The sequence below is a fragment of the Pseudomonas sp. RGM2987 genome, from assembly GCF_022952855.1.
GTDB lineage: Bacteria > Pseudomonadota > Gammaproteobacteria > Pseudomonadales > Pseudomonadaceae > Aquipseudomonas.
The window spans coordinates 25,791-50,294 of the sequence record NZ_JALJDX010000212.1; the positions used below are offsets into that span (position 1 = coordinate 25,791).

A 24,504-nucleotide genomic window follows, 5' to 3' on the forward strand; every position below is an offset into this window, starting at 1 on the left:
GTGCCTGAGCCTTCGCGGGCAAGCCCGCTCCCACAGGGGGATTTTGTTTGGCTGAAGATTGTGCGCATGCCTCAGATCCTGTGGGAGCGAGCCTGCTCGCGATAGCGATGGATCAGCGTGCGTCGATTTTGAATGTACCGCCGTCGCGGGCAAGCCTCGCTTTGTTACCCGCGTACCGCCTGCTTCTGGGCGTACATCGCCGCATCGGCGTCGGCCATGAGGCTGTCGATGGACTCATGGCGCGATGGGTCGTATTCGATCTGGCCCACGCTGAAGCGGATGTCGTAGCCGCGCTGCAAGGTCGCGTTGCGCTCGTCGAGGATTTCCCGCAGGCGGGCCATGATCGCAGTGGTTTCCAAGTGGGACGAGCCAGTGAGCAGCGCCACGAATTCATCACCACCCAAGCGCCCGATCACGTCGCTTTCGCGAAAGGCGATGCGCAGCACGTCGGCGAAAGTCTTCAGCGCCGCGTCGCCCTCGGCGTGGCCGAAGCGGTCGTTGATGGGTTTGAAATCATTGAGATCGAAGAACAGCAGCGTCGCCGGACGGGACAGGCGTGCGCATACGTCCAGCGCATGTTGGGCCAACGTCCTGAAGCCGCGCCGATTGGACAGCAGCGTCAATTCGTCCATGCTCGCCATCTGCACGGCGATCATTTCCTCCTCGGCCATGCGCGCCAAGTCGCGCAGCAATTCGCGCTCCTCGTCGTTGAGCTTGCGCGGCCGGGTGTCGAGCAGGCACAACGTACCGAGCTTACTGCCGTCAGCGAGCCCCAACGGCTGCCCGGCATAAAAGCGGATACCGGGGTGGTCCGTGACAAACGGGTTGTCGTGAAACCGCTCGTCCTGATGTGTGTCGCACACCTCCATGATTTGGTCCTGCAGAATGGCGTGCCCACAGAATGAAACATCGCGCCCGCACTCGCGGCTGTCCAGGCCGGCGCTGGACTTGAACCACAGGCGGTTGGTGTCCACCAGGGTCACCAATGCAATCGGCACATCGAACAGACGCCGGGCAAGCCGCGTCAGACGGTCGAACCGTTCTTCGGGCGCGGTATCGAGCAGCTTGAGCGAGTGCAGGCTGTTGAGCCGAGTGGCGTCATTTTCAGGCTTACCAGGCGCGGGCATCGACAATTCCTGTGGGGGCAGACTGCTGAAGTCTAGTCCAGGCCTATCGCACTTCAAACGGCAAATCCAACGGGCATTTGCCGGCGAGGGCTAATACACTGAAGCACGATGCATGATGCACGACGAGGACCTTGACCGATGAAGCATGCCCCCCATGACGCTGCCCCACGTTTCTGGCGCGACGCGGCCCTGCCCTTCATCGAGGCCCGGGCGATCGCCGATGGGCGCAAGGTCTGCTATGGACGCCACTCCCATGATCACTTCTCCATCGGCGCGATCACCGCCGGGCGCAGCACTTATGTCCACGAGCGATCGCACTTCCAGGTCGAGGCCGGCACCGTGGTGCTGATGAACCCCGGCGATGTCCACGCCTGCAACCCGATCGACGATCAACCCTGGTCGTACGTGATGCTGTACGTTGATACCCAGTGGCTGCGCGACTTGCAACGCCGTATCGGCTTCGACGAAACCCTGGACTTCCAGGCCTTTGCCACGACCCACAGCCGCGACGCAGAATTGTTTGGCACCTTGCAAGGGCTGTACGGACAACTGGTGGACGAACAACTCGACCCGCGCCACAAACAGGCCGCCGTCGAGGCGTTTTTCAGCGACCTGCAACAGCGACTCAACCCCGCCGGACGTCCGGACCGCGGCAGCCATCCTGGACTGATGCGGGCCGCGCAGTTCATCCATGACCATTGCTGCGAAGCCTTGAAACTCGAAGACATCTGCGCCGCCGCGCAACTGTCACCGTCGTACCTGAGCCGAGCCTTCAAGCGCCATTACGGCATGACGCCCCACGCCTTCCTGGTCAACCGCCGGATCCAGTTCGCCCGCCGCCAACTGCGCGAAGGCAAGCTGATCGCCGATGTGGCGCTGGACAGTGGGTTTGCCGACCAGGCGCATTTCCAACGGGCGTTCAAGCAGCATCTGGCGGCGACGCCTGGGCAATATCGCGGCTGATGCAGCGATTTCTGGTCTAAACAGATACCCGTGGCGAGGGAGCTTGCTCCCGCTCGACTGCGCAGCAGGCGCGTTGGTTGTGCAGGGATTAAAAAAGCGGGGGTTGCTTCGCAACCCAGCGGGAGCAAGCTCCCTCGCCACAGAAGCGGATTTATTCAAGGCAACACTAAATAAACCGCGCTCACCACCAACAATGCCGCCATCACCCGGTTGAACAGGCGCATGGTCGACGGATTGCCCAGCCAACTGCGCAAAAAACTTCCGGCATAGGCCCAGCAACCCACCGAGACGTAGCAGATCACCAGATAAATCGCCGCGAACTGCCAGACCAGCCGCGCCTCACCATCGGCGACGAAGGCGCCCATCCCCGCGACGCAGGCCAGCCAGGCCTTGGGGTTGAGCCATTGCATCAGCGCGCCGTAGAACATCGAGGGCGCCCGCCCCTCGTCGGCGCCGCCCAGATGGCCGTTATCCATCGCCAGTTTCCAGGCCATAAACAGCAGAAAGCCGACGCCCCCCAGTTGCACCACACGCGTGAGGCTTGGCCAGCGTTGCAGCACTTCATGCAACCCCAGGCCCATCAGCACCAACAGCAGGACAAACCCCAGCGTCGCGCCACCCACATGGCGCAACGTCGCGCGAAACCCGTAGCGAGCCCCGGAACTCAGAGCCACGATGTTGACCGGCCCCGGTGTGATCGAGGCGACCAGGGCAAATGCCGCCATGGAAAAAATCAGACTCATTGCATACCTTCCTAAATCACCAGAAAACAGGTGATCAGGGTAATTTTTCACCCAGGCAAGGTATTGAATAAAACTGCCCGTTTCGCAGCAAGGCGCGCATAAAAAAGCCGCGACGCCCATGTTGGGTGTCGCGGCTTTTCTTGCTGGATCAATGGTCGTTCTTTAGATCGTTCTTGATCGAAGCGTCCGTCGCGTTGGTCAGCCCCTTGGTGTTGTGGGTGCCTGGCGTCGCAGCGGAAATCGCCGATGCCTTGGTCAGACCACGAGTATCACGATCCTTGGCGATGGCCGAGGTGAGCGAAGCCTTGCTGGTTCGGTCGGTGCGAGTAGTACCGGTGTGCTTGCCACTCAAGCCATGATCGCGAGTACGGGTGCCGGCATGGTCGCTGGCCAGCCCCTTGCCGATGCCGCTGGAATCGCCGGACTTGCCGTGGTCCTGGCCTCCACCGAGGCCGCCTCCGATGCCTCCACCGTGACCGCCGCCATTGCCGCCACCGTTTCCACCACCATTTCCGCCGCCACCGCCATTGCCGCCCCCACCGCCATTGCCACCGGCGGCGTAGCTCGCCCCAATGGGCGATAAGTCAGCAGGCAACAAAGGGCTGGCGCCTAGCGCCAGGGCACATAGGGCAACCGCAATAAGGGATTTCTTTTGTTTTGACATGAAGCCTCCGGAACTGCGAATCAACGGGTGTAGCCTTAAGACTTGAAGGTTCAATTTTTGTTCGCCAACACCCGACCAACGCGCAAAAAATTATCTGTCGATTTTCCGGTGGAGCCCCGCCCGGAGTCGGCTTTATGCTTCCCCCATGAACCTACAAGACTCGCTGCTCCCGCCCCACGCCGAGATGGTCCGCGCCATGCTCGAACGAGACACCGCCTACGAGGGGGTGTTCTTCACTGCGGTCAAGACCACCGGTATTTTCTGTCGCCCCAGTTGCACGGCGCGCAAGCCGAAACAGCAGAACGTCGAATTCTTCGCCCATGCCGATGAAGCCCTGTCGGCCGGCTACCGCGCTTGCCTGCGCTGCAAACCGCTGGATGCCGCCGCCATCGCCCCGGACTGGGTCCAGGCGCTGCTCAAGGCCGTGGACGCCGAGCCCGAGCAACGCTGGACCGACGCCCTGTTGCTGGAGCAAGGCATCGAACCGCTGAAATTGCGGCGCTGGTTCAAGCAGCATTTCGGCATGACTTTCCACGCGTACCTGCGCACCCGCCGCCTGGGTATCGCCCTGGGCGGCATCAAGCAAGGCAGCTCCATCGACCACGCGGCATTCGACTCCGGCTACGAGTCGCTGAGCGGCTTTCGGGACGCCTTCGTAAAATCCTTCCACATCACCCCAGGCCGGGCCGCCCTCAGCGAACCGTTGTTGTTCACTCGCTTGACCACGCCCCTGGGGCCGATGCTGGCGATGGCCGAGCAACGCGGGCTGGTACTGCTGGAATTCCTCGACCGCCCGGCCCTGACCCGGGAGATCGAAGAGTTGCAGCAGCGCTATGGCTACACCGTCGCCCCGGGGCATAACGCGCATTTGCAGCAGATCGAAACCGAGCTGGCCGATTACTTCGCCGGCAAGCTCACCGCATTCAGCGTCCCGCTGCACATGCCCGGCAGCGCCTTCGCCGTGCGGGTCTGGGCGCAGCTGCAAGCAATTCCCTATGGCGAAACCCGCAGCTACGGCGCCATCGCCAGTGCCCTGGGCAGCCCCGGCGCCAGTCGTGCCGTCGGGCTGGCCAACGGGCAAAATCGCCTGGCGATTGTCATTCCCTGCCATCGGGTGATCGGTGCCGATGGGTCGCTGACCGGTTATGGTGGCGGGCAACCGCGCAAAGCGTTTTTGTTGCGACTGGAAAAAGCCGCGGTGCAGGTAACGCTGCCCCTGGCATTTTGATCGACCCGCAGAGCGAAAAACCGATGCCCGTGCCGTACCACGATGCCAGTGTCTTCCTGGCAAGCCTCGACGAAGACTGGCGGCGCCACGTCGAAACGGTCGGCCCCTGCCTGCTACAGCCCAAGCCGGCCCGTGACCCCTATGAGGTGCTGGTGCGCTCCATCGCCTATCAGCAATTGCACGCCAAGGCCGGCGATGCGATTTTCGGCAGGCTGTTGGCACTGTTTCCCGAGCAGGACTTTCCCAGCCCCGAACAGATCCTGGCGACGGATTTCGAGCGGATGCGCGGCTGCGGATTCTCCGCCAGCAAGATCGCAACCATCCAGGGCATCGCCCAGGCGGCGCTGGACGGGGTGATACCGGACTACGCCAGCGCGCTGGCCATGGAAGATGAGCAATTGATCGAGCGCTTGGTCACCTTGCGCGGGGTCGGCCGCTGGACGGTGGAGATGCTGTTGATCTACAGCCTGGAACGACCGGACATCCTGCCGGTCGATGATTTTGGCGTACGTGAAGGTTATCGCCGGCTAAAGGGACTGGAACAGCAACCCAGCCGCCGGCAGATGATCGACATCGGCCTGGCCTGGAGTCCGCATCGGACGGTGGCGGCGTGGTATTTGTGGCGGGTGCCTGGCCGCGGTACCGCGTGATCGTTCATTGTGCCCTCTTGCAGGGGTGGCTGTGCCGGCCTCTTCGCGGGCAAGCTCGCTCCCACTGGGTTTTGCGTCAGGCAGAATTCTGTGCCAGTCAGTGGACAGTGTGGGAGCGGGCTTGCTCGCGAAGGGGCCGGTGCTGTCCCAGGTGATTTCACTGACTGCAAACTGGGCGTCCAGGCTCTCCCGAGCCCAACCCTTTCCAACCGGAGGTCCCCATGCACCTCGAAGGATCCTGCCACTGCGGCGCGGTGTCGTTCAGCCTCACCAGTGCCCATCCCTACCCTTACCAGCGCTGCTACTGCTCGATCTGTCGCAAGACCCAGGGCGGCGGCGGTTTTGCGATCAACCTGGGGGGCGATGCCAAAAGCCTGAAAGTGCGCGGCCGCAAGCACATCTCGATCTATCACGCGCGGCTCAAGGCAGAAGGTGAAAAGCGCGCCCACCGCAGCAGCGCCGAACGGCATTTCTGTTCCCTGTGTGGCTCGGGTTTATGGCTGTTCAGCCCACAATGGCCGGAACTGATCCACCCTTTTGCCTCAGCCATCGACACGCCGTTGCCCGTGCCGCCGGAACACACTCACCTGATGCTCGGCTCCAAGGCGCCGTGGGTCGAGGTCGAGGCGCATCCGGGTGACCAACAGTTCGAGGGTTATCCGGAGGAATCCATTGCCCAGTGGCATGAGCGCTTGGGTTTAACAGCTTAGAGATGCAGCGCGACATAGGGCCCCATCGCGAGCAAGCTCGCTCCCACAGGGGATTGGTGGTGAACACAGAATCTATGAACTACCCAGAACCCATGTGGGAGCGAGCCTGCTCGCGATAGCGCCAATACAGGCACCTCTATACCGCAGGCACCCCACTGTGAAACCGAAACTCCACATCCACCGACTCGATCAACTCACGCTCGGCCTCGCGGACCTTGTCGATCACCTGGGCGATGTCCTTGGCATCGCCGTACTGGTAGGCCAGTTTCAGGTAACCCTGGAAATGCCGGGCCTCGCTTTTCAGCAGGCCAAAATAGAATTTTCCCAGTTCTTCGTCCAGATGCGGCACCAGCGCTTCGAAACGCTCGCAACTGCGGGCTTCGATAAAGGCGCCGACCACCAGGGTGTCCACCAGCTTGACCGGTTCGTGGCTGCGCACCACTTTGCGCAGTCCTGAGGCATAACGCCCGGCGGAAAGCTGGCGCAAGCCGACCTTGCGCTTTTTCATCAGGCGCATGACCTGCTCGTGATGCACCAGTTCTTCCCGGGCCAGGCGCGACATCATGTTGATCAGGTCGACATGGGAATGGTACTTGGCGATCAGGCTCAGGGCGGTGCTGGCGGCCTTGAACTCGCAGTTCTTGTGGTCGATCAGCAGCGTTTCCTGGTCGGCCAGCGCGGCCTGGACCCAGGCATCCGGGGTGCGGCAGCCAAGGAACTCATGGATTTCGGGAAGGATCATCGGGCTCACGGTAAAAGGTAATCGAGCGAAGGGCGCCGATTATACCGGCCTACCCCGAGACCACCAGCCACCGCTGTTGATATGCATCAAGTCGACGACTCCTGCACAACAACTAGACTGCCCATAGCAACTATAGTTGAGCAACGCCATGCCTCTTATTGATGGAGACGCCGATCATGCAAGCCATTCGCAGCATTCTGGTGGTCATCGAGCCCGAACATTCGGAAAGTCTGGCGCTCAAGCGCGCCAAGCTGATCGCCGGGGTGACCCAGGCCCACCTGCACCTGCTGGTGTGCGACAAGCGGCATGACCATGCCAGCCTGCTCAGCGTGCTCAAAGGCGCGCTGCAAGCCGATGGCTACAGCGTGACCACCGAGCAGGCCTGGAACGAAAGCCTGTACGAAACCATCATCGACGTGCAGCAGGCCGAAGGCTGTGGCCTGGTGATCAAGCAGCACTTCCCCGACAGCCCGTTGAAAAAAGCCCTGCTGACGCCGAGCGACTGGAAACTGTTGCGCCATTGCCCGACCCCGGTGCTGCTGGTAAAGACCGCCGGTTCGTGGAGAGACCGGGTGATCCTGGCAGCGGTCGATGTCGGCAACGCCGACGGCGAGCACCGCCACTTGCACAACACCATCATCGACCACGGCTACGACATCGCCAGCCTGGCAAAAGCCCATCTTCACGTGATCAGCGCCCATCCCTCGCCGATGCTGTCGGCGGCCGACCCGACGTTCCAGCTCAAGGAAACCATCGAGGCCCGCTACCGCGAACAGTGCCGGGCGTTCCAGGCCGAATTCGACATCGATGACCAGCACCTGCACATCGAAGAGGGCCCGGCGGACGTGCTGATTCCGTTCATGGCCAACAAGCTGCACGCGGCAGTGACGGTGATCGGCACGGTGGCGCGCTCGGGGTTGTCAGGGGTCTTGATCGGCAATACCGCCGAAGCGGTGCTCGATACGTTGGAAAGCGACGTGCTGGTGCTCAAGCCCCAGGAGGTCGAGGATCATCTGGTGGAGCTGGCGGTGAAGGAATAAAGCGAATTCGCTTTTGTGGCGAGGAAGCTTGCTCCCGCTGGGTTGCGAAGCGACCCTCGCTCTTGATCTTAAGAAATATCTGGTCCTGAAAAATCCAGGCGACTGCTGCGCAGCCGAGCGGGAGCAAGCTCCCTCGCCACAAAAGCTCCTTGGCACAAATGGCCGGGGTCAGCCGCCGATCGCATCCTTCAGGAACCCCGGTGCGATGTAGCGCTGGTAATGCGCTTCAGACAGGAGGAAAAATTCCCGATCAATGGCATCGCGCAGGTCCGGCAGTTCCCAGTCGCGAAATTCCGGCAGCAGCACCATGCCGTAGGCTTCCAGGTTGTTGATCACCCGCGCGCCCCGGGCAATCAGCTGATAGGCCCAGCAATATTCCGATTGATGCGGCACGAAGCGAATCTTGCGTGTTTCCAGTTGCTGGCGCAGCAGGCCAGGGTCGAAAACCTCGAGCTTGGCCTCCATCACCTGCACCAACAGCTGCTCCAGCCGCATCCATACCGCCCGCTTCTCCTCCTCGTTGTAGCCGTTCCAGTGAATCACTTCATGGTGGAACCGCTTGCAGCCACGGCACACCAGGTCACCGTAGACAGTGGAGCACAGGCCGACGCAGGGGGTCTTGATAAGCTGGTTGGGCATGAGAAAAAACGCACACAAAAGCGAGACAGGCCAGCATGTTAGCCCTTTGTCTAAGATTGATCACCCCTCAAACTGGAGAGCCCAACTTACCTTTAATTTTTTTTTCCCGTAGAATCAGCCAGCCTTTTAAGGCGCCAATGTCCGTTAGAAGCTGTTTTCAAAGCGTCACGAGCACAGTCGTTCCTTCAGAGCGGTGTTGGCGAAGGGTCTTTCCAGCGGGGAAAGCCTGACGCCAACCCTCATCAGCTCCCCGTTCTGCAGGCGTAAAACTTTGAAAGCAGCTTCTGTGAGGAACTCCGGGAACCCTGGCCTGGTGGCTCAAAAAGCCTCCGAAGCGCATGGGTACCGTGAGTTTCTGGATGAGCGTCCCGGACACCCATTTGGGACCACTGATGAGGGTAATAACTGTGCTTGAAGCCTACCGCAAACATATCGAAGAGCGCGCAGCACTGGGTATCGTTCCCCAGCCGCTCAACGCCGAACAAACCGCAGGCCTGGTCGAGCTGCTGAAAAATCCTCCGGCTGGCGAAGAAGCTTTCCTCGTTGACCTGATCACCAATCGCGTCCCGCCTGGAGTCGACGAAGCCGCCTACGTCAAGGCCGGTTTCCTGTCCGCCCTGGCCAAGGGCCAGGCCCAATCCCCTCTGCTGGACAAGAAGCGCGCCGTCGAACTGCTCGGCACCATGCAGGGCGGCTACAACATCGTGACCCTGGTGGAACTGCTGGACGACGCCGAGCTGGCGCCAGTGGCCGCACAGGAACTCAAGCACACCCTGCTGATGTTCGACGCCTTCCACGACGTGGCTGAAAAAGCCAAGAACGGCAACACCCACGCCCAGGCCGTGCTGCAATCCTGGGCCGATGGCGAGTGGTTCAAGAAGCGCCCGGTGCTGGCCGACAAGATCAGCCTGCGCGTGTTCAAGGTCACCGGCGAAACCAACACCGACGACCTGTCCCCGGCGCCAGACGCCTGGTCGCGTCCTGATATCCCGCTGCACGCCCTGGCCATGCTGAAAATGGCCCGTGACGGCATCGTTCCGGACGAGCAAGGCAAGACCGGCCCGATGAAACAGATCGAAGAAATGCGCGGCCAGGGCTTCCCGATCGCCTACGTCGGTGACGTGGTCGGTACCGGTTCCTCGCGTAAATCGGCGACCAACTCGGTCCTGTGGTTCTTCGGCGACGACATCCCGTACGTACCGAACAAGCGTGCCGGCGGTTTCTGCTTCGGCAGCAAGATCGCGCCGATCTTCTACAACACCATGGAAGACGCCGGCGCCCTGCCGATCGAATTCGATGTGTCGAACATGAACATGGGCGACGTGATCGACCTGTACCCGCATGCAGGCAAGGTCTGCAAGCACGGTACCGACGAAGTCATCACCACCTTCGAAATGAAGACCCCGGTGCTGCTGGACGAAGTCCGTGCCGGCGGTCGTATCCCGCTGATCATCGGCCGTGGCCTGACCGAGAAGGCCCGTGCCGAACTCGGCCTGCCACCGTTCGACCTGTTCAAGAAGCCTGAAGCACCGGCTGAAAGCACCAAGGGCTACACCCTGGCGCAGAAAATGGTCGGCAAGGCTTGCGGCGTGAAGGGCGTACGCCCAGGCACCTACTGCGAACCGAAGATGACCACCGTCGGCTCCCAGGACACCACTGGCCCGATGACTCGCGATGAACTCAAGGACCTGGCGTGCCTGGGCTTCTCCGCTGATCTGGTGATGCAGTCCTTCTGCCACACCGCGGCGTATCCAAAGCCAATCGACGTGACCACCCACCACACCCTGCCCGACTTCATCATGACCCGCGGCGGCGTGTCCCTGCGTCCGGGCGACGGCATCATCCACAGCTGGCTGAACCGCATGCTGCTGCCGGACACCGTGGGCACCGGTGGTGACTCGCACACCCGCTTCCCGATGGGCATCTCGTTCCCGGCCGGTTCCGGCCTGGTGGCCTTCGCCGCCGCCACCGGTGTCATGCCGCTGGACATGCCGGAATCGATCCTGGTGCGCTTCAAAGGCAAGATGAAACCTGGTATCACCCTGCGTGACCTGGTGCATGCCATTCCTTACTTCGCCATCCAGAAGGGCTTGCTGACTGTCGAGAAGAAGGGCAAGAAAAACGCCTTCTCCGGCCGCATCCTGGAAATCGAAGGCCTGGAAGGCCTGACGCTGGAACAGGCTTTCGAGCTGTCCGACGCGTCGGCCGAACGTTCGGCTGCCGGTTGCACCATCAAGCTGTCGAAAGAGTCGATCACCGAGTACCTGCAGTCCAACATCACCCTGTTGCGCTGGATGATCGGCGAAGGCTACGGCGATGCCCGTACCCTGGAGCGTCGTGCCCAAGCGATGGAAGCCTGGATCGCCAACCCTGAGCTGATGGAAGCCGATGCCGACGCCGAATACGCAGAAGTCATCGAAATCGATCTGGCCGACATCAGCGAGCCGGTGCTCTGCGCGCCGAACGACCCGGACGACGCTCGCCTGCTCTCCAGCGTGGCTGGCGAGAAGATCGACGAAGTGTTCATCGGTTCGTGCATGACCAACATCGGTCACTTCCGCGCCGCCGGCAAGCTGCTGGATCAGGTCAAGGGCCAGCTGCCAACCCGCCTGTGGCTGTCGCCGCCGACCAAGATGGACGCCCACCAGTTGACCGAAGAAGGCTACTACGGCATCTACGGCAAGGCCGGTGCACGGATGGAAATGCCAGGCTGCTCGCTGTGCATGGGTAACCAGGCACGCGTCGAGCCGAACTCCACCGTGGTGTCGACTTCGACCCGTAACTTCCCGAACCGTCTGGGTGACGGCGCGAACGTCTACCTGGCCTCGGCCGAGCTGGCGTCCGTCGCGTCCATCCTGGGTCGCCTGCCGACCGTCGAGGAGTACATGGAATACGCCGGCAAGATCGACAGCATGGCAGCGGACGTCTACCGCTACCTGAGCTTCGACCAGATCGCCGAGTTCCGTGAAGCGGCTGCAAACGCCAACATCCCGGTCGTCCAAGCCTAAGGTTTCGACGCCCGACTAAAAACGCCGCCCTTCTTGCGAGGGACGGCGTTTTTTTGTGCCTGCCGTTTAGCTGGCAGCCGAAGCATCGCTTTCGCGAGCAAGCCCGCTCCCACAGAGGGGATTTGTGGCGAACACCAAACCCGGTACACCCGAGAACCCATGTGGGAGCGGGCTTGCTCGCGAAGACGGCTGCACATCCAAAATCGATGCAAACTGATCCACCGCTTTCGCGAGCAAGCCCGCTCCCACAGGGGATTTGTGGCGAGCAGCAGGCCGGGTACACCCAGACTCGGTCAGGCCGCGAGGGAATAGACCAACGCCGTGATCGCCACCAGCCCCACCAGCACCACGAACACATTCGACGCCTGGCCGCGATAGCGGGCCATGGCCGGGACTTTGCGGATGGCGTACATCGGCATCAGGAACAGGATGGCCGCGATGACCGGGCCGCCAAGGGTTTCGATCATGCCCAGGATGCTCGGGTTGAGCGTGGCGACGATCCAGCACACCACCAGCATGAACGCTGCGGTGAGGCGATCCAGGGTCTTGGGCGCCGGACGGCGACCGCTCTTGACGATCAGCCCCTTGAGGCCTTCGCTGGCGCCGATGTAGTGGCCGAGGAAGGACTTGGCAATCGCCACGAACGCAATCAACGGCGCGGCAAAGGCGATGGTCGGGTTGCTGAAGTGGTTAGCCAGGTACGACAGGATCGACAGATTCTGGGCCTTGGCCTCGATCAATTGCGCCGGGGACAAGGTCAGCACGCAGCTGAACACGAAGAACAGCACCATCACCACCATCAGCACATGGGCGCGAGACAGGATCTGCGAGCTGCGCTCCTCGGCGTTGGCGCCATAACGACGCTTCTGGTCCACCGCGAAGGCCGAGATGATCGGCGAGTGGTTGAACGAGAACACCATCACCGGGATCGCCAGCCACAAAGTATGCAGCAGCGCCGAAGGCTCAGGCGCAGTGGTCGCCGTGGTCAGGATGCCGCCGTTCCAGTGCGGAATCAGGAACACCGCGAGGAACAGCAGCGCAACGATAAACGGATAGACCATCAGGCTCATGGCCTTGACGATCGCCTGCTCGCCGCACCGCACCACCGCCAGCAGGCCGAGGATCAGCACCAGCGACAACACCGCCCGTGGCGGCGGCTGGATATGCAGTTGATGCTCGAGGAAGCTGCCCACGGTGTTGGTCAGCGCGACACTGTAGATCAGCAGGATCGGAAAAATCGCGAAGAAGTACAGCAAGGTGATCAGCGCACCGGCCTTCAGCCCGAAATGCTCTTCCACCACCTCGGTGATGTCCGCGCCGTCGCGACCGGACAACACAAACCGCGTCAGGCCCCGGTGTGCATAAAACGTCATGGGGAACGCCAGCAACGCCAGGACCAGCAACGGCCAGAAGCCGCCCAGGCCCGCATTGATCGGTAAAAACAGCGTACCGGCACCAATGGCGGTGCCGAACAGACCCAGCATCCAGGTGGTGTCGTGGCGACTCCACTGGCTGAGGGTGGCTGGGACTGTCGTTTCAAAGCGCTCTTCGACGCTGTTGGCCTGATCATTCATCCGGTCGGATCTCCGCTTTCCGGTCACGTGCACCCGGCCAGGACGAGTCGGAAAATCCCGACAGGCAGCGCCCTGGCCGAAACAGGGGCGCGATTGTCCGGGATTAGCGAGCAGAAGCAAAGACTTAGCTGAGGAGTGGTTATGCGGATCAGACCCTTGCAAGACATATCGCAACCGCGATTCCTGTGGGAGCGGGCTTGCTCCGGGCGGCGATCCGACGAAGGCGGTGGATCAGTATCACATGAGCTGAATGACCCACCGCCTTCGCGAGCAAGCCCGCTCCCACATAGACGGAGTCGACCTGAAAATGAATTAAAAAGCCGGCCCCCCTGCCCTCGGCTCCTACAATCAGGTTCAATACATGAAAATTGCCCAAGCGCCCACAGGAGCCCAGCATGACCGCAACCGTCCTGGTACTGGTTGAAACCGTCAACGAATACCTGCCCATCCTTGAGCAGCAGGGCTATTTTCTGGAGTTGGCGCCGACACCAGCCGAACGCAAGGCGGCGATCTTCGAGCATGGGGAACGCTTCAGCGCGGTGCTGACCCGTGGCCCCCTGGGGCTGACGGCCGAGGAAATCGCCGCCCTGCCCAACCTGCGGATCATCTGCGTGATCGGCGCCGGTTACGAGCAGGTGGACCTGCAAGCCGCTCGCCAGCGCGGCATCGTGGTGACCAACGGGGCCGGGGTCAATGCCTCTTCGGTGGCCGACCATGCCATGGCCTTGCTGCTGGCGTTGGTCCGGGATATTCCCCGGGCCGATGCGAGCGTGCGTCGGGGCGAGTGGGCGAAGGTCATGCGCCCATCCCTGGCTGGCAAGCGACTCGGCGTGCTGGGCCTGGGAGCGGTGGGGATGGCGATTGCCAAGCGCGCCGCCCTCGGTTTCGACATGAGCGTCAGCTACCATAATCGGCGGATGCGCCACGACGTGCCCTACACCTTCTGTGCCACCCCCACGGAACTGGCACGGGCTTCGGACTTTCTGATCGTCGCCGCGCCCGGCGGCCTGGACACCCGGCAACTGATCAACAAACAGGCGCTCGACGCCCTGGGACCCAACGGGTTCCTGGTGAACATTGCCCGAGCCAGCGTGGTCGCCACCGCCGAGCTGATCAATGCCCTGGAGCATCGACGCATCGCCGGCGCCGCGCTGGACGTCTTCGATGATGAACCGCACGTGCCGGATGCCCTGAAAAAACTGCCGAACGTGATCCTGACTCCCCACGTCGCCGGCCTGTCGCCGGAAGCGACCCAAGGCACGGTGGAACTGGTGGGCCAGAACCTGAACGCGTTTTTCGCCGGCAAGCCGGTGTTGACGCCGGTGCCGATTCCCGACGCACCGTATTAGGGTTTGTACGAAAAGTCGCCGAGCGGCAATCAGGCAAGGCGAAAACAGGCGAGGAAGCGGAGTTTACTGGTTGTAAATGAGCATTCCGAGCCTGTTTTCAACGCAGCATGATTGTCGCGCAGGCACTTTTCGCACAAAGCCTAAAGCACTCCCAGCAAGGTCCACAACCGCCGGGATTCAGCGTCGGCACTGATCAGCTCACCCAGCAGCTCGCTCAACGGTTTGTTGCCCCACTCCACGCCGCGTCGGATCAGGTACGGCACCGGGCTATGGGGTTCGGTGCGCGCCAGGTAACCGGCGATGACCAACAGTTGTCGATAGGCTTCCTCGCGACTGGCCGGCTCCTGGAAAACCTGGGCGGGTGCGGCCTGGGGCGCAGCAGTCGGCGTCGTGACCGCAGGTGAAGCCTGCACCGGCGCGACAGTGGGTTGTTGTGGGTGCATCGCGATGAACTCCTCGACCAGCGCCAGCAGGGCCTGCATCACATCCTGCAGGGATTTGTAGCTCGGGGCCGCGTTGCCCAGATACTCGTCGCTCCAGGCTTCGAGCCGCTGCAAGTGTTGCAGGCTCAACATCAGGCTGCCCTGGCGATGCAACCAGAACGACAACGGTGTGGCACGAATCAGTTCAGCGACTTTCTTCTGGTCGGTACGCGCCGCCTCCGCCGAAGCCTTGGCGTTCTTGCTGTCATTGACCAGCACCTGCTGACGTTGCAGACGTTGCCAGTCGTCCAGGCAAAAACCGGCGAAAGCCTGCTCGCGGCCATCGAACAGCGGCACCCGCGTCAACAGCACCTCACTGTAGCGCCGGGCCAGCCACTCCAGCGGAATCACCCGCCACGACTGGTCGCCCTCCTCGGCCTGGGGATGCAACTGCTCGGGATAACGCTCACACAGGCCGGTCACCAGCGCCAGGCTTCCCGGCAGGCCTTCCAACCCCGCCAGGTGCAACCAGGCCTCCCCCAGCCAGGCGCTGATCATCAGGTCTTTGCTGCGTTCGAGCAGCAAGGTGGTCGCGAGGCGTTCCAGCTCCGGCCACTGGGCGCGCTTGATCGACGATTGCCACACACCCGTGGGCAGGCTGGTGTCGTCCTCGCGGCGCAACTCGCGCAACTGGTCGTATTCGGTCTCGTAGCGCAGGTCCTGGCCGCAGGGCGATTCGGCACCCAGCGGTTCGAGCAACTGCGTGACCAACTCGGGCAACGGTGATATCGGCAGGCTCACGGGCCCTCCTCACGGGTGGCGATGGCGGGACTCGATGGGGTCGCCATGAATGGTGAACGCGGCGCACGGGTCGGCAACGGCGGGATCGACAAGGGCAGCTTCGACCCCTGGCTCATCAACGACAGGCGCACGAACATCAAGGTTTGCTCGGCCGTCCGGGCCTGGGTCTGGGCCGTCACCGGCAACTGCAAGGCCAGAGGGAAGTCGGTGTAGTCAACGTTCGGCTGACGCTGGGCCGAAACCAACGAGCGCATCAGCCGCAGCAGCGACCACGGCCCCTGGTATTCCCAACCGGCTTCCAGGTCGCGCACCACCAGATCCGGTTGCAACGGATCGTTGGCCGGGCGCTGGTAACCGTTGCGGGCCCAGCGCAAGGTCAGGCGCACCGGTTGCCCAACCATCCAACGCAGGTTCGGTTGTTCGGCACCGGGGTAGTTGATCTGCTGGTTGCCGGCGTTCAAGCCCCAGGCAATCACTTGGTCGGCGCCGCGCTCCTCGTCGCGGTCGGTGCGCCAGCGCACGTCCATTTCCACCCCGAGAATGCCGCTCTTGTCGCGCACGAACAACGGCCCGAGCCAGGTTCCGGCCTGTTTCAAACGATTGAGAAAATCTTCCGCCGCCAGCCGCTCCGGCGTCTGGCTCAGCGTCAACCCGGCCTGGGCCAGGGGCAGTCGGGTGTCGATCAGCTCCAGCAGGTGCTGGACGCGCGCCGGATCGGCATCGCTGGCCCGCACGTCAGAAGAAAACGGAAAACGCCCCGCCAGGTATTGATTGAAATAGTTCGCCAGGTCGTTCCAGGCGGTCGCGGCCTGGTTCTGTTGCAGGTACAGGCAGCGTTGCAGGGCACTTTGTTGCAGCGCCACGGTACGTTGGGCCAGGTCACCGCGACCGGCGGACAGACTGGCCGTTTTCAGGATCTGCGCGCAGGAGCTGGTGTCCATCTCGATGAAGTCCCGGCTCACCAATTGTTCCAACTGCGCCGCCGAACTGGCCGGGTTCTGGTTCTTGTACTTGAGCAATTCATCGTTGAGGGCCATGAAGCGCGCCACCTGGTCGTGCTCGCTGGCCGACAGGTTGTCCTGCTGGACGATCAGCCATTCCAGCGCTGGCATCCGCTGCTCGGCGATCTGCACCATGGCGCCGAATTGCTGGTTCAGGTTCAACTTCAGTTCCTGGGGATCGCTGGCGCCGTAGAGCTGCAAGCCGAAGTTCTTCGCGCCGTTCCAACGCTGTAAATCAGCGCGCTGGCTGAACAGCGGCTGGGCGTCGATTTCATCCAGGCCGCGCCTGATCTGCGCCAGGGCCCGGCGATTGAGCAGACGCTGGAAACGTATCGCCAGGTCATTGCGGTGCACGTCCATGAAGGCCTTTTGCAGCGCCACGGCCTGGGTCGTCTGCACGTTGAAGCCCATGCCGGGCAACTGTTCGTCGCTCTCGTTCAGGCTCAACCACATGGCCCGCGCCGCCGCGCCTTCAGCCGCTTGCATCAGCGCGTCGCGATAATCCGGCGGGATCCGCGGCAGCTCTTCATTGGCGTAGCTTTTGAAACTGGCAAAGTAATTCAGGGCGACGCTGAAATCATCGCTGCCGTCGCCCTGGCCCATCGAATCGGCGCTGCTGTCCGAAGGATCTTTCTGCAAGGCCAACGCCACGAAGTCGCGCTTGAACAATGCCTGGACCGCGCCGTCCAGCGCCGTGACATGCTCCTGCAACACCAGCAGGCCGCTGCCCTGCTGCACCAGCAGATTGTCCCGCGAGCCGGTCTGGACGATCCACTGGTCGCGAAAGCTCTGTTGCAGCTTCGCCGCCTGGCTCTCCAGGTCCTGCTCGATGTCAGGCCCAAGCAAACTGCTATGGCTGACCTTGTCCATCAATTGCGTGTAGCCGGGCACCAGGTCCTGGCCTTTGCCGCGGCCCCAGGCGGAATTGGTCAGACTGACCAGGGTCTGCAAATCGTCGATCAGCGCCATCAGGTCTTCGAGTTCGCTCAAGGAATTGCCGCTGCCGGCCTCCAGCCGTTGCAGGTGCAGTTTGAGATAGCCGGCCTGGCGCACGAAGTTGTCGGCCAGGAAATAATGATCGAGCCAGCGCTGCATCAGGCCGGTGAAGTTATCCGAGATCACCGGGCGCGCGGCCTCCAGGTCCAGGCCCTTGAGGTCGCTGCTCTTGAGATCAGTGCTTTGCGAATCGAACAACACCCGGTTATAGAACCGGGCCCGGCTCAAGGTGCCGGTGTTGAGGTTCAGCGACAAGGCGCTGTTGCTCAGTTGCACCAGTTCATCCAGCGGCGCCTTGGGGTTGTTCACCGCTTGGGTGAACATCTGGTTGTACTGCTCGAGCCGGACCGCCAGTTCTACCAACTGCCGGGCTTTCACGTAACTCTGCCATTGCGCCGGGTCTTCGCTTTGCGAGTTTCCACGGCGCTCGGTGTTGCGGATGGCCTTGAGCTGTTCCAGATCCGATGCCAGCAGGTCACGCAACGGCAGGACCCAATGGTGCCGGGCGGTGAGGCGCAGGCCGGCCTGCAACTGGTCGTCCACGTCGGAGAACCACGAGGTCGGGAAGACCACCGAGACGAAGCGCCAGCGTGGGGCTTTTTCCAGCACATTCCAGTAGTTCTGCACGTTGTGCCGGGTCGGCTCCAACTGCGGCTCGTCAGGTTCGAGCGCGAGGTGATTCTTGTGGGCGCTGAGGATCAGATGCGACAGCTCCTCGGCCTGTTCCACCGAATCCTGCCAGACCCAGATCATGCCTCCCAGCCAGAGCAGGCCCACCACCAACGCCACCCCGCCGGCCAACCGATGCCAGCGCTGGCGCAAGCGCAGCAAGCGCGGCACCGACTGAGCCAGGCCCCGCTCGGCCACCAGCCTGCGGGCCCACAAATGCCGGGCGAACACGGTTTGCCGCAGGGCGCTGTCATTGGCCGTGAGCCCATCGCCGCTGACCGCCGGCGCCTGGCTGGCGGTGAAATACACCCCGCGAAAACGCGGCGCCTCGCCCTGGGCGTTGCCCTGGAACACCGGCTCCAGCAGGATCTGCAAGGCTCGCCGCAGGCCTTCGAAGCGCTCCGGCAAACCATCAAGATCGGTGCTCAACTGCCCCGACAGCGCGCCGATCTCGATGATCGATTGCGCCAGTGCGGCGTTGACCTGATCCAGCGCCTGATCACTCCAGTTTGATTGCCACGCCGCGTCGGGTGAATAAGGCGATGACCAGCCCAGCATCGATTCCCGGGCCTCGGCAGGCAAGGCGCTGACCAGTTCCTGGAAGCCGGGCAGTTCCTCCATTCCGGTGATCACCACATACACCGGCAGGCTGAGACCGAAACGCTGCAAGAGATCGATGAAGCAGCGCCGGACCTTGAGGCTCAAGTCAGCCGTGTGTTCGCTGTCGTCGAGGCGGGCGAACGGCACGGTCCAGACCACCGCGTCCAGTGGCCGCCTGCTGCGCAACCGCAGGATCAGCCCCAACAGCCGCCACCAGTTGCCCCGCTGCCGGTTCATGCCTTCTTCGGGCAGGAACAACGCCTGGGGCACCACCAGCACCGCCCCTTCGGCATCCGACCACCAACGACCGAACCACGCTGCCTTGTCTGTCGGTTGCAGACGCCATTGGGCGCACAACCGGGCACCGTCGGTTTCATTGCCGAGCATCAACAGCCAGGGCATCTGGTAACGGTCCCGGGTGCCCTGCTCCTGCTCCATGTGGCGCACCGCGCCGTAGAAACTGCGGATGGCCGCGCCGCCCTGGGTGCGCAACCACCAGACCAGGGTGGCAAGGAGCAGCACCAGGACGAGGGCGAGCAACACCAGGGCGACGATACTCAGGGTGCTCATGAGTCCTGCTCCGGGACCACCGACTCGTTCAGTTGCAGCACCGGTTCCAGCTGCGCGCGGATGTCACGCCAGAACACCTGTCCCAACCCGGTCAGCAACAGCACCATCGCCAGAATCGCCACCCCCAGGCGAAAGCCGTCGGGCAGCGATGTCTGCGCCGGCATGCGCACCGGCGGTGCCGCCGCCGACAACGCCAGGCGCTGGCTGACGTCGACATAATCGGGGTCGTGTTGCCAGGCGAAGGTGAACAGCGCCAGGCGCCATTTTTCGTGCTGGACCTGGCCGGGCTCACCGCGCAGTCGTCCCTGGAAGCCGAGGATCAGGCATTGCAGGTAGACATTTGCCAGGTCCCGGGTGCCGGGCATCTGTTCATCCAGCAGTTTCTTGATGGCGGCGGGCACCCGCTCGCCGGCCTGGCGACTGGCGTACATGCGCGATTCGAGGGGGTGTTGCTGCCAGGCCAGTTGCCCGGGCCATGGGCTGAACAGCAAGGTTTCGTCCACCAGCGCGACGAAGGCGTAGACCAGCGACTTGACCTGCTCGGTGGCGGCATCGCCAACGGTGGCGAACGCCACCCGCCACAGCCGCTGGGCGCTGCGTCCGGAAAACTCCACCACGCGGTTGACCAGCGCGGCCGGATCGCTGTCCTTGGGCAGGTCCTGCCAATCCTGGGACCACTTCAGCCAGGCCTGACGAAAAGCGCTGCTCAGCGGCGCCTCATGCAGACTCCGAACCGCCCCGCCACTTCCGTCAGGCATACGACTCCCCTTTTGCGATCAGGCACTCTCACCGGCTTGCGCAACGAATAACACCACCTGCCACGGGCTGCTGGCCTGGGCCGACGCCGGCGCGACGATGTGCAGCGGCAGCTGGCCGTCGAACCATTGCCCGCTGGCGGCCACCACGAACAAACGGGTGTCGTCACCGACGCTGTAGGCCACCTGCTCGTTGCGACTCATGGCCTGATGAGGCAGGCCGCTCATGCGTTGCCGGCTCAGCAGCGGGACGTGCGGCGCGGAGGCGATGATTGCCCCCCGCAACCACTCGGCGGCGGCCTGCTCGCTGGCGCCGTTGGGCATGCGCAGGCCGATCACCAGGCGCTGGCTCGGTTGATCGTCGGGCAATTGGATCGAGAACACCGGGTCATTGCGCTCGAAGGCCAGGCTACGGTAACCGGCGCGAACCCGCTCCAGGGTGGTTTCCAGCCAGTCGAGCAGCGGCTCGTAACCGCGTTGCAATTCGAGGAAATCCAGCGGGGCGAAGGCCGGGACGCCCGCCAGCAGATCGAGTGCCGACCAACTGCCGGCCAGCCCCAGCAGCAGGCCGTACAGCGATTGAGGAGTCGCCACCCGAGTGTTCAACGCACCTTCGACTTCCGGCAAACGCGCCCACAGCGCGGTCAGTTGCCGGCGGACCTCCATCGCGTCGTCCTGGTTACCGGCCGCCTGGGCCTGGCGCAACCGACCGGCGAGGAACAGGCACTTTTCCCGGGCCCGGGCACACAGCCCGGCGACTCGGCGCCCGAGCAACGACTCGGGCAACAGGACCGGCGTCGGTGGCGTGTAGGGCACCCGCAGAAAGCCGCCGCCCTCCTTGCGGATGCGCAACAGCGGCAGGCAGATCGAATCGGCCTTGCTCAGTTGTGTGCACAGCCGTGGGTTGGGTCGCCAGACGGTAATCGACTCGGGAAATTCGCCGCTGGTGAGGTCCGGCAGCGCCTCGCCGACCACCGATTGCAAGCGGCCCTTGAGCGGCAGCAGTTGCCCGGCGCGCCACAGCGGGCTGACGGCCAGGTACACGGTTACGGTGGCGTCGTCGGTCTTGTCCACCGCCTCGCTGATGTCCAGTTCCAACATCGGCCCGACCCCGGCCTGCAAATTGACCGCCAGGCCATCGGGCAAGGTGCCCTGCAATTGCAACAGCCGCACCTGCCCGGCACTCAGCGCCGAAGGGTCGACTTCCAGTTGGCTGACACCCCAGAACCACGGGTTGCAGGCCGTAGCAAAATGCGCCGCCAAGGCCTCGGCACGCAGCCCTTGCAATTGAAAATGCTGGGGCAGCAATTGCATGCCCTCATGCCAGCACACCGCGTCAGGTAACAGACTCATACGACTCCCTTCGACGTTCCAATGTCGCCGCGCCAGGGCGGCCCGCGGTCATTCAAGGCTGGCATTGCCCTGGTCATCGTTGACCAGAGTCATTTCACGACTGTCGAACTTCAGCCAGACCTCGCGCTGATCGTCCAGCCGAAGCCGGTGGGCTCCGGGAGTGTTATAGCTGGCGAAGACCAAAAGTCCAGCGGCGCGCCGGCCCTCCAACGGGAAGGGTTGGCGGTCGATGAACTGCCCCGGGACCAGCTCCAGGCCCCATACCGACATGAGCTGACGATAGTCGCGCTGGTACTGTTCGCGCCCGGCGAACCACTGGCTGGCGGTGATGCCCGACAGTTGCTTGAGCAGGTCGGGGTCGTTCACCGCGATGAAATCCACCGCGATCGGCGTGTCGTCATTGGCGCGAGGCGCCACATCCAGCGTCAGGCTGTCGAGGTCGACGCTGGGGGCAAAGAGCGAGCAACCGCTGAGCGCCAGGCTGAAAAAAAATCCACAAAAAAAGACACGCAAAATGAATCTTCCTTTTCTCAGCGGTCAAAAATTGTTTTCGCTTGCATTTTTATAGACCTGTTCTAGCGTCTTGGGTAGTTCGATCAGCACGGTCGAATGGACCAGGTTCGTCAAGGGAATGACAGGTTTTCTGCCCTCCGTTTGCAACCTGCGGATCAGCAAGGGAATGCGATGAGCGGGCCTCCCGATGCATTGCTTCCTATACGCATCGGAGTCGGCCACCATGGCAGAAAGTACCCAGCACAAGCTCGACAGAATCCGCCCTCCCCGCGTCCAGATCACCTATGACGTGGAAATCGGCAACGCCATCGAGAAAAAAGAACTGCCACTGGTGGTCGGCATCCTGGCCGACCTTTCGGGCAAGCCACTGGAGCCGCTGCCCAAGCTCAACGAGCGACGCTTCACGGAAATCGACCGGGACAATTTCAACGAGGTGCTCACCTCCATCTCCCCCCGCGCCACCCTCCAGGTGAACAACACCCTGAGCGGCGACGACAGCAAGCTCAACATCGAACTCAAGTTCCGTCACATCGATGACTTCGACCCGGTCAAGGTCGTGGAGCAAGTCACGCCGCTGCGTCGGCTGTTCGAAGCACGCCAGCGCCTGCGCGACCTGTTGACCAAGCTCGATGGCAACGACGACCTGGACAAGCTGTTGCGCGACGTGATCGCCAACACCGAAGGCTTGCAAGAGATCAAGTCGGCCCGGCCCCAGGACGCACCGCAAGAACTGCCGACCGTGGCCGCCAACGATGACCCGGCCCCGACCGAACCACAGGCCTGATCGTGCTCATCATTCAAGGGAGATAAAGCCATGCCTGCTTCATCCAGCGCTCAAACCAGCGAGAGCACGACCCAGACCCTGTCCCTGCTGGACAAGATCATCGCCGAAGGCCGCATGGCCCACGACGACAGCCAGCAGGACTACGCCCGCGACATGTTGGCCGAATTCGCCACCCAGGTCCTCGACGAAGGCATGGCCATCGACAAGGACACCGTGGCGATGATCAACGACCGCATCAGCCAGATCGACCAGCTGATCAGCGCCCAGCTCAACGAAGTGCTGCACCACCCCGACCTGCAAAAGCTCGAAGCCTCGTGGCGCGGCCTGCACCTGCTGGTGCAGAACACCGAGACCAGCACCCGGCTCAAGTTGCGCCTGCTCAACGTCACCCAGAAAGAGCTGCAGAACGACCTGGAAAAAGCCGTCGAGTTCGACCAGAGCGCGCTGTTCAAGAAAATCTACGAAGAGGAATACGGCACCTTCGGCGGGCACCCGTTCAGCCTGCTGGTGGGGGATTACACCTTCGGCCGGCACCCGCAGGACATCGGCCTGCTGGAAAAACTCTCCAACGTTGCGGCGGCGGCCCACGCGCCGTTCATTGCCGCCGCCAGCCCTCGCCTGTTCGACATGACCAGCTTCACCGAACTGGCGGTGCCGAGGGATCTGTCGAAGATTTTCGAGAGCCAGGAACTGATCAAATGGCGCTCGTTCCGTGAAAGCGAGGACTCGCGCTACGTGTCCCTGGTGTTGCCGCACTTCCTGCTGCGCCTGCCCTACGGTCCGGACACCTTGCCGGTGGAAGGCATCAACTACGTCGAGGACGTCAACGGCACCGACCACAGCAAATACCTGTGGGGCAACGCCGCCTGGGCGCTGTCGCAACGCATCACCGAGGCCTTCGCCAAATACGGCTGGTGCGCGGCGATTCGCGGCGCCGAGGGTGGTGGCGCGGTCGAAGGGCTGCCGGCCCATACCTTCCGCACCAGCTCCGGAGACCTGTCGCTCAAATGCCCGACCGAGGTGGCGATCACCGACCGGCGCGAGAAAGAGCTCAACGACCTGGGGTTCATTTCCCTGTGCCACAAGAAGAACAGCGACGTGGCGGTGTTCTTCGGCGGCCAGACCACTAACAAGGCCAGGGTCTACAACACCAACGAGGCCAACGCCAACGCGCGGATCTCGGCGATGTTGCCCTATGTGCTCGCGGCCTCGCGCTTCGCCCATTACCTGAAGGTGATCATGCGCGACAAGGTCGGCAGCTTCATGACCCGTGACAACGTCCAGACCTACCTCAACAACTGGATCGCCGACTACGTGCTGATCAACGACAACGCGCCCCAGGAGATCAAGGCGCAGTACCCGTTGCGCGAGGCGCGGGTAGACGTGACCGAAGTCGCTGGCAAGCCGGGGGCGTACAGGGCCACGGTGTTCCTGCGGCCGCACTTCCAGCTCGAGGAACTGACCGCATCGATCCGCCTGGTGGCGACATTGCCGCCACCGGTTGCTGCCTGACGGACTCGTCCAGAGCCCTCGCCACAATAAGCTCGCTCGCCAGGTTCCGTGCTTGTCCTTTACCAATCGGTATCTCTTCTTCAGGAGTTCC

Annotated in this window: 20 protein-coding genes; 9 read left to right on the top strand and 11 right to left on the bottom strand. The window is 62.7% G+C overall.

What is annotated here, in order from left to right; translation table 11 throughout:
• Positions 1–164: 164 nt before the first annotated feature.
• Positions 165–1,127, bottom strand: a complete 963-nt coding sequence (locus tag RGM2987_RS19865) for a sensor domain-containing diguanylate cyclase (RefSeq protein WP_245144526.1) — start codon at positions 1,125–1,127, stop codon at positions 165–167.
• Positions 1,128–1,265: 138 nt separating this feature from the next.
• Here RGM2987_RS19865 and RGM2987_RS19870 point away from each other — a divergent pair, with 138 nt between their 5' ends.
• Positions 1,266–2,090 carry an AraC family transcriptional regulator gene (locus RGM2987_RS19870; RefSeq protein ID WP_245144527.1) on the top strand — a complete coding sequence of 275 codons (825 nt, stop codon included), beginning with the start codon at positions 1,266–1,268 and terminating at the stop codon, positions 2,088–2,090.
• Positions 2,091–2,245: 155 nt separating this feature from the next.
• On the opposite strand, the gene RGM2987_RS19875 is transcribed toward RGM2987_RS19870, so the two are convergent.
• Positions 2,246–2,833: a LysE family translocator gene (locus RGM2987_RS19875; RefSeq protein ID WP_245144529.1), complete on the bottom strand. Its 588-nt coding sequence runs from the start codon at positions 2,831–2,833 to the stop codon at positions 2,246–2,248.
• 148 nt (positions 2,834–2,981) lie between these two features.
• Entirely contained in the window at positions 2,982–3,497 is a 516-nt protein-coding gene (locus tag RGM2987_RS19880; protein ID WP_245144585.1) for a hypothetical protein, read from the bottom strand.
• A 145-nt stretch (positions 3,498–3,642) separates the two neighbouring features.
• Between RGM2987_RS19880 and RGM2987_RS19885 the strand changes: the two genes are divergently transcribed.
• From RGM2987_RS19885 to RGM2987_RS19895, 3 genes are all read left to right on the top strand, one after another.
• Entirely contained in the window at positions 3,643–4,725 is a 1,083-nt protein-coding gene (locus RGM2987_RS19885; RefSeq protein ID WP_245144533.1) for a trifunctional transcriptional activator/DNA repair protein Ada/methylated-DNA--[protein]-cysteine S-methyltransferase, read from the top strand.
• 23 nt (positions 4,726–4,748) lie between these two features.
• The gene (locus tag RGM2987_RS19890; RefSeq protein WP_245144535.1) at positions 4,749–5,375 is read left to right on the top strand and encodes a DNA-3-methyladenine glycosylase; all 627 of its coding nucleotides are present in this window, start codon (positions 4,749–4,751) and stop codon (positions 5,373–5,375) included.
• A gap of 221 nt (positions 5,376–5,596) precedes the next feature.
• Positions 5,597–6,085, top strand: coding sequence for a GFA family protein (locus RGM2987_RS19895; RefSeq protein WP_245144537.1), 489 nt, complete (start codon positions 5,597–5,599; stop codon positions 6,083–6,085).
• A gap of 136 nt (positions 6,086–6,221) precedes the next feature.
• Here the strand turns inward: RGM2987_RS19895 and miaE are convergent, their stop codons facing one another.
• A complete protein-coding gene (gene miaE / locus RGM2987_RS19900; RefSeq protein ID WP_245144538.1) occupies positions 6,222–6,827 on the bottom strand; it encodes a tRNA isopentenyl-2-thiomethyl-A-37 hydroxylase MiaE in 606 nt (201 codons plus the stop codon).
• Between the two features lie 176 nt (positions 6,828–7,003).
• Between miaE and RGM2987_RS19905 the strand changes: the two genes are divergently transcribed.
• Positions 7,004–7,867: a universal stress protein gene (locus tag RGM2987_RS19905; RefSeq protein WP_245144539.1), complete on the top strand. Its 864-nt coding sequence runs from the start codon at positions 7,004–7,006 to the stop codon at positions 7,865–7,867.
• A 168-nt stretch (positions 7,868–8,035) separates the two neighbouring features.
• Here RGM2987_RS19905 and RGM2987_RS19910 read toward each other — a convergent pair whose 3' ends face one another.
• Positions 8,036–8,506, bottom strand: a complete 471-nt coding sequence (locus tag RGM2987_RS19910) for a DUF1289 domain-containing protein (protein WP_245144540.1) — start codon at positions 8,504–8,506, stop codon at positions 8,036–8,038.
• A 407-nt stretch (positions 8,507–8,913) separates the two neighbouring features.
• On the opposite strand from RGM2987_RS19910, the gene acnB reads away from it, so the two are divergent.
• Positions 8,914–11,514 carry a bifunctional aconitate hydratase 2/2-methylisocitrate dehydratase gene (acnB, locus tag RGM2987_RS19915; RefSeq protein ID WP_245144584.1) on the top strand — a complete coding sequence of 867 codons (2,601 nt, stop codon included), beginning with the start codon at positions 8,914–8,916 and terminating at the stop codon, positions 11,512–11,514.
• Positions 11,515–11,807: 293 nt separating this feature from the next.
• Here acnB and RGM2987_RS19920 read toward each other — a convergent pair whose 3' ends face one another.
• Positions 11,808–13,088, bottom strand: coding sequence for a serine/threonine transporter (locus RGM2987_RS19920; RefSeq protein ID WP_245144541.1), 1,281 nt, complete (start codon positions 13,086–13,088; stop codon positions 11,808–11,810).
• 395 nt (positions 13,089–13,483) lie between these two features.
• Here RGM2987_RS19920 and RGM2987_RS19925 point away from each other — a divergent pair, with 395 nt between their 5' ends.
• Entirely contained in the window at positions 13,484–14,437 is a 954-nt protein-coding gene (locus RGM2987_RS19925) for a 2-hydroxyacid dehydrogenase (protein ID WP_245144542.1), read from the top strand.
• Between the two features lie 140 nt (positions 14,438–14,577).
• On the opposite strand, the gene tssA is transcribed toward RGM2987_RS19925, so the two are convergent.
• The 5 genes from tssA to RGM2987_RS19950 are packed head-to-tail and all read right to left on the bottom strand — an operon-like array spanning position 14,578 to position 22,117.
• Positions 14,578–15,660 (bottom strand): type VI secretion system protein TssA, encoded by a 1,083-nt coding sequence (gene tssA, locus RGM2987_RS19930; RefSeq protein WP_245144543.1) that lies wholly within the window; start codon positions 15,658–15,660, stop codon positions 14,578–14,580.
• Positions 15,657–19,496, bottom strand: coding sequence for a type VI secretion protein IcmF/TssM N-terminal domain-containing protein (locus RGM2987_RS19935; protein WP_245144544.1), 3,840 nt, complete (start codon positions 19,494–19,496; stop codon positions 15,657–15,659). Before RGM2987_RS19935 ends, tssA begins: the two co-directional genes overlap by 4 nt.
• The gene (locus tag RGM2987_RS19940) at positions 19,493–20,254 is read right to left on the bottom strand and encodes a DotU/TssL family secretion system protein (protein WP_245144545.1); all 762 of its coding nucleotides are present in this window, start codon (positions 20,252–20,254) and stop codon (positions 19,493–19,495) included. The genes RGM2987_RS19935 and RGM2987_RS19940 overlap by 4 nt, the downstream gene beginning before the upstream one ends.
• An 18-nt stretch (positions 20,255–20,272) precedes the next feature.
• Positions 20,273–21,604, bottom strand: coding sequence for a type VI secretion system baseplate subunit TssK (gene tssK / locus RGM2987_RS19945; protein WP_245144546.1), 1,332 nt, complete (start codon positions 21,602–21,604; stop codon positions 20,273–20,275).
• A gap of 48 nt (positions 21,605–21,652) precedes the next feature.
• On the bottom strand, positions 21,653–22,117 hold the full coding sequence (locus RGM2987_RS19950) for a type VI secretion protein (protein ID WP_245144547.1): 465 nt from the start codon (positions 22,115–22,117) through the stop codon (positions 21,653–21,655).
• A 223-nt stretch (positions 22,118–22,340) separates the two neighbouring features.
• Between RGM2987_RS19950 and tssB the strand changes: the two genes are divergently transcribed.
• Together tssB and tssC are read left to right on the top strand one after the other, a co-directional pair.
• Positions 22,341–22,901, top strand: a complete 561-nt coding sequence (gene tssB, locus RGM2987_RS19955) for a type VI secretion system contractile sheath small subunit (protein ID WP_245144548.1) — start codon at positions 22,341–22,343, stop codon at positions 22,899–22,901.
• A 30-nt stretch (positions 22,902–22,931) separates the two neighbouring features.
• Positions 22,932–24,413: a type VI secretion system contractile sheath large subunit gene (gene tssC / locus RGM2987_RS19960; protein ID WP_245144549.1), complete on the top strand. Its 1,482-nt coding sequence runs from the start codon at positions 22,932–22,934 to the stop codon at positions 24,411–24,413.
• Positions 24,414–24,504 lie beyond the last annotated feature (91 nt).